At 72.2% G+C, this 2,510-nt stretch carries 3 protein-coding genes and 1 pseudogene; 1 reads left to right on the top strand and 3 read right to left on the bottom strand.

The features are described from left to right. Positions 1–451, top strand: a 451-nt coding sequence (locus tag AB0M20_RS37895; RefSeq protein WP_364305668.1) for a WS/DGAT domain-containing protein, incomplete at its 5' end; no start/stop codon positions are given. A gap of 12 nt (positions 452–463) precedes the next feature. Here AB0M20_RS37895 and AB0M20_RS37890 read toward each other — a convergent pair. The 3 genes and pseudogenes from AB0M20_RS37890 to AB0M20_RS37880 form a co-directional block, all read right to left on the bottom strand. After that, on the bottom strand, positions 464–1,870 hold the full coding sequence (locus tag AB0M20_RS37890; RefSeq protein ID WP_364305667.1) for an NAD(P)(+) transhydrogenase (Re/Si-specific) subunit beta: 1,407 nt from the start codon (positions 1,868–1,870) through the stop codon (positions 464–466). Then, positions 1,867–2,163, bottom strand: a complete 297-nt coding sequence (locus tag AB0M20_RS37885) for an NAD(P) transhydrogenase subunit alpha (protein ID WP_364305665.1) — start codon at positions 2,161–2,163, stop codon at positions 1,867–1,869. The genes AB0M20_RS37890 and AB0M20_RS37885 overlap by 4 nt, the downstream gene beginning before the upstream one ends. Continuing rightward, positions 2,160–2,510: pseudogene (locus tag AB0M20_RS37880) on the bottom strand (NAD(P) transhydrogenase subunit alpha); the annotation flags it as partial. The gene AB0M20_RS37885 and the pseudogene AB0M20_RS37880, both read right to left, overlap by 4 nt.

The following is a 2,510-nucleotide window of genomic DNA, read 5'->3' as shown; positions in this document are numbered from 1 at the left end:
GGTCCCGTTTATCGCGCTCCCCCACCCTTACCCGGGGATGGGGGCTGTCCCCGGCACCCCCCGCCGGCCCACGCCGGCCGCACCGGGCGACACCAGCGCGCTGCTCGGACCGGCGTTTCGGATCCTTGCCCGGCTGGGTGCCTATCGGTGGTTCGTCGACCGGCAGAGGCTGGTGACCACGATGGTCACCAACCTGCGCGGTCCGGAGGTTCGGCTTTCATTTCTGGGCGTGCCGATCACCGAGGTCATTCCGGTGTCGGCGATCACCGGCAACGTCACGGTCGCGTTCGCCGTCCTGTCGTACGCGGGCACGCTCGTCATCACCGTCGTCGCCGACCCGCAGCTCTGCCCCGCCCTGCCCTTCCTGGTCGCCCGACTCCAGAGCGAGCTCGACCTGCTCATCGGCGCGGAACCGGCCGCGACGAGAACGACGCAACGACCGCGCGGATGACCCGGGTCGAGGTCAGGAGGCGAACTCCCGGACGCCCGCCAGCAGCGCGGCCAGCCCGGCCTTCGCGTCGGTGAAGAGCATCGCCGTGGACGGCAGCGAGTACAGCTCGTTCTCGATGCCGGCGTACCCCTGGCCCATCGACCGCTTGATGACGATCACGCTGCGGGCGCGGTCCACATCCAGGATGGGCATGCCCGAGACCGCGTTGCCCGGCCGCCGGGCCGCCGGGTTGGTCACGTCGTTGGCGCCCACGACCAGCGCCACGTCGGTGGCCGGGAAGTCGGGGTTGATCTCCTCGAGGTCCTTGAGCTGCTCGTACGGCGCGTCGGCCTCGGCGAGCAGCACGTTCATGTGGCCCGGCATCCGTCCCGCCACCGGGTGGATGCCGTACTGGACCGACACCCCGCGCTCGGTGAGCGCCCGCGCGAGGGCGACCATCTCGTGCTGGGCCTGCGCGGCGGCCAAGCCGTAGCCGGGCACGATCACCACCTTGTTCGCGTACGCGAGCTGCAACGCCGCATCCTCCGCGGTGATCGACCGCGTGGCACCGCCGGCGCCCACCGCGATCGCGCCGTTGTCGCCGGTGCCGTAGCCCCCGGCCAGGATCGCGCCGATCGAGCGGTTCATCGCGTCCGCCATGAGCTTGGTCAGGATCGCGCCGGCCGCGCCGACCAGCCCACCGGCGATGATCAGCGCGCTGGAGTCCAGGATGAAGCCGGCCATCGCCACGGCGGTGCCGGTGAAGGCGTTGAGCAGTGAGATGACGACCGGCATGTCGGCGCCCCCGATGGGCAGCGTGAGCAGCACACCGGCGGCGAGCGCGGCCACGGCGATGACGGCGAGCGCCGCGATGCCGCCGTGACCGGCGACGAACAGCGTGGCGAGGACCACCGCCACCGCCCCGAGAACGAGATTGATCCACCGGGGTACGGCCAGCGGCCGGCCGGGGATCACACCCGCGAGCTTGCCCGCGGCGATCAGCGACCCGCTCAGCGTGACCCCGCCGATGGCCAGGTCGAGGACGGTCGTCAGCGTCGTCACCACCGGCAGCGTGCCGAGCTCGCCGGTGTGCGCCAGCGCGTCGCCGAGCGCGATCAGCGCCGCCGCCCCGCCGCCGACGGCGTTGAACAGGCTGACCAGCTGCGGCATCGCGGTCATCAGGACCCGGCGGGCGGCGACCAGCCCGGCCACGGCGCCGATGACGGACCCGGCGGCGAGAGCGATCGCACCCCACGCGGTCGTCTCCCGGTCGTGGATCAGCACGGCCACCGTGACGAGCACCGCGACGGCCATGCCGGCCGCGGACACGCGGTTGCCGCGCCGGGCGGTCGCCGGCGCGTTCATCAGGTGCAGGCCGACCACGAAGCACGTCGCGCAGGCGAGGTAGACGAGGTGGACCGTCGTGTCGAACCAGCTCACGAGCGGGACCTCGATCCGGAGCGGAACATCCCGAGCATCCGGTCGGTGACCAGGTAGCCACCGACCACGTTCATCGCCGCGAACGCGGCGGCGATGCCCACGATCACGTACTCGACGACCGACGTGGCCGTGGCGGCGAGCAGCATCACCCCGACCAGCACGACGCCGTGGATCGCGTTGGCGCCCGACATCAGCGGCGTGTGCAGCGTCGCGGGCACCTTGCTGATGACCTCGAAGCCGACGAGCAGGCTGAGCACGAAGACGGTGATGTCGGCGAGCAGCAGCGGGTTCATGAGGACACCTCCGGGGAGAGGACGACCGCGGCGTGGATCTCGTCGTCCGGATCGATCGCGACCCCACCATCGGTGATCAGGGAGGAGAGGAGGGCGCACACGTTGCGGGAGTACGCCGCCGACGCGGCCTGCGGCACCTGCGCGGCGAGGCTGCCGGCGCCGATCACCGTGACCCCGCCGGGCGTCACGATGCTCTGGTCGGGTCGGGAACCCTCTACGTTGCCGCCGTGTGCCCCGGCGGCCATGTCGACGACGACCGACCCCGGCCGCAGCGACTCGAGCCCTTCGGCCGTGACCAGGACGGGCGGCCGGCCGCCCGGGACCGGTGCCCGCGGGATGACCGTGTC

This window comes from Actinoplanes sp. NPDC051633 (assembly GCF_040681735.1).
GTDB lineage: Bacteria > Actinomycetota > Actinomycetes > Mycobacteriales > Micromonosporaceae > Actinoplanes.
Note: the sequence above shows the minus strand (reverse complement) of the source record. Positions and strands in the feature narration are given on the sequence as shown.